This is a genomic window from Desulfonatronospira sp. MSAO_Bac3 (assembly GCF_003838035.1).
GTDB classification, from domain to species: Bacteria; Desulfobacterota; Desulfovibrionia; order Desulfovibrionales; family Desulfonatronovibrionaceae; genus Desulfonatronospira; species Desulfonatronospira thiodismutans.
On sequence record NZ_QYZY01000068.1, the window covers coordinates 1 to 3,128 of the forward strand.

Consider the following 3,128-nt stretch of genomic DNA (forward strand, 5'->3'; position numbering starts at 1 on the left):
CTTTCCAGGATGATGAATCCGGATTCACCTGCCTCAGGTGTTGTCTCGTCTGTCTGAATCCGGGTAATTTCAGCTAAGGGCGGGGGGTTGCCCCTGAGTTCTTCTTCAAACCCGGCCAGTGCCTCCTCTTTGCCCTGGACTTCGATGACCACGCCAAGGGAGGTGTTCTGCACCGAACCAGTAAGGCCGTGTTGAGCGGCCATACGGTAGACAGAGGGCCTGAAGCCTACTCCCTGGACCCGGCCATTGACAATATACCTCTTACGCCTCATAATTTTCTGTTTGGATAAAAATAATAATCGAAGCCATTAACACTACAGCGAAACTTATAAAATACACTATGGTATCTCAACTGGGGACAGGCACTTTTGCCGATGGAAAACCTTCAACTGCTCAAAAATCTCGGCGGCAAAAGAGCCAGTCCCCGGAGGCCAATCATAAGTTTCGCTGTAGTGTTAACTGATTTAAGATTTTAAACCGGAAAAGACAAGAAGCCTTCATGTCCTTGCCTGATAAACAACCTTCACCTTTATAAACTATGGAAAATTCAATTCGCATAAGCGGGGCCAGGCAGCATAACCTCAAGTCCCTGTCCCTGGAAATTCCCCGCAACAAGCTGGTGGTCCTTTGTGGTCCTTCAGGGTCGGGCAAGTCAACCCTGGCCTTTGATATTATCTATGCCGAGGGGCAGAGGCGCTACGTGGAATCCCTGTCCGTTTACGCCAGGCAGTTTCTGCCGCAGATGGACAAGCCCTTAGTGGACAAGATTGAGGGGCTTTCCCCGGCCATCTCCATTGAGCAGCATACCCTGTCCAGGAATCCGCGCTCCACTGTGGGCACGGTGACCGAGGTGTACGATTTTTTAAGGGTCTTTTACGCCAGGCTTGGGACTTCCACCTGTCCCGAGTGCGGCCTGGAGGTACAGGCCCAGTCCGCCAGCCGCATCATAGAACATATCATGGACATGCCCCAGGGTACAAAGTTTATGATTTTAAGCCCCTTAGTGAACAACAAAAAGGGTACGCACCAGGAGCTTTTGAAAAAGCTCAAGTCCCAGGGGTTTGTCCGGGTGCGCATAAACGGCGAGGTCCAGAGCTTAGACACTCTGCCCGCGCTGGATAAAAACCGCAAACACCGCATAGAGCTGGTGGTGGACCGCTTAGTGCACAAGCCGGACATGCGCAAAAGGCTGGCCGACTCGGTTGAACTGGCCCTGGCTTATGGCCAGGACAGCCTGCTGGTGTCCATTGTGGACGGCCGGGACATTTTTTACAGCACCCAGGCGGTATGCCCTGACTGCAAGATCTCCATGCCTGCTCCCAGCCCGCAGCTTTTTTCCTTCAACAGTCCCCAGGGGGCCTGCCCGGAATGTTCGGGTATCGGCAGCGTGGAGTATTTTGAGCCGGACCTGATAGCCCCCAACAAGGGCCTGAGCCTGAACCGGGGAGCAATCATCCCCTGGAAAAAGCCTGCGGTCTTTGCCAGGTACAAGGACGACCTGCTGGCCCTGGGCCGCAAATACGGCTTTGACTTAGACACCCGGCTGGCTGATTTCCCCCCGGAGGCCTTAGAAGCGCTTTTTGCCGGAGACAAGGAACTTGGTTTCGAGGGGGTGCTTAGCCTCCTGGAGGAGGGGTTCGCCATCGGCCCGGTCTGGCGTGATGAACTGGCCAGATACAGGCAGTCCAGGCCCTGTCCTGTATGCAGGGGGGCCAGGCTGAGGCCCGAGTCCTTGTCCGTGCACGTAAACGGGAAAAACATCTACGAATTTACCCGTTTGTCCATTCACAAGGCCTTAGAGTGGCTGCAAAGCCTGAAATTTGAGCAGTCCCAGGCCAGGATTGCAGAGCCGCTTATAAATGAACTGAGCCACAGGCTCAAATTTCTGGTCAACGTTGGCCTGGATTATATAAATCTGGCCCGGAACATGTCCACCCTGTCCGGGGGGGAGGCCCAGCGCATCCGCCTGGCAGGGCAGCTGGGCTCCGGCCTGGTGGGGGTGACCTATGTCCTGGACGAGCCAAGCATAGGCCTGCATCCCAGGGACAACGACCGATTGCTGTCCACCCTGCGCGAACTCCAGGGCCGGGGCAACACCGTGCTGGTGGTGGAGCATGACGAGGCCACCATCAGAAGCGCGGACCACGTACTGGAGCTGGGACCCGGTTCCGGAGCTCTGGGCGGGGAAGTGGTGCACCAGGGAAGCGTGGATGCCCTGCTTGGTTCCAATACCCTTACAGGCAAGTACCTGCGCCGGGAGATGACTATCCCCAGGCCGGATAAAAGGCGAAACTCCGGTCGCTGCCTGACTCTGCGCGGAGTGAGCACCAACAACCTCAAAAACGTAGACTGCGACATTCCCCTGAACCAGCTGGTGGTGGTCACTGGAGTTTCCGGCTCGGGCAAGAGCTCGCTGGTGGTGGATTCGCTGTACAAACACCTGGCCCTGGCCAGGGGACTCAAGGTGGATGAACCCGGAAGCATTGCCGGAATTGAAGGGGCGGAGCATATCGCCAAGGTGGTGCCCATTGACCAGTCACCCATCGGCCGGACCCCCAGGTCCAATCCGGCCACATATACCAAGGTCTTTGATGAAATCAGAAATATTTTCGCCGAAACCAAAGATGCAAGAAAGCGCGGGTACAAGCCGGGGCGTTTCAGCTTCAACGTGCGCGGGGGTCGCTGCGAGTCCTGCAGCGGAGACGGACAGATAAGGGTGGAGATGCATTTTCTGCCGGATGTGTTCGTGACCTGCGAGGTGTGCGGGGGGCAGCGGTACAACCGGGAGACCCTGGACATTGAGTACAGGGGGTATAATATCGCTCAGGTTCTGGATATGTCCGTGGCTCAGGCCAGGGTATTTTTCCAGAATTACCCGGTCCTGGAGCGCAAGCTGGGCATCCTGGAGGAAGTAGGCCTGGAATACCTGAGGCTGGGTCAGCCGGCTACCACTCTTTCGGGAGGAGAGGCCCAGAGGATAAAGATATCCAGGGAGCTGTCCAAGAAGAGCCTGCCAGGAACCCTGTACGTGCTGGACGAGCCCACCACAGGCCTGCATACCCACGAGGTGGGCAAGCTTATCCAGGTCCTGAACCAGCTGGTGGACAAAGGGGCTTCGATAATTGTCA

Annotated in this window: 2 protein-coding genes; one reads left to right on the forward strand and one right to left on the reverse strand. The window is 56.4% G+C overall.

Annotation, left to right across the window (positions count from 1 at the left end; genetic code table 11):
• The coding region (locus D5S03_RS02450; RefSeq protein WP_287042585.1) for an acylphosphatase at nucleotides 1-272 on the reverse strand (272 nt) is incomplete at its 3' end.
• 266 nt (nucleotides 273-538) lie between these two features.
• Between D5S03_RS02450 and uvrA the strand changes: the two genes are divergently transcribed.
• A partial coding sequence (uvrA, locus tag D5S03_RS02455; protein ID WP_287042586.1) for an excinuclease ABC subunit UvrA occupies nucleotides 539-3,128 on the forward strand: 2,590 nt, incomplete at its 3' end.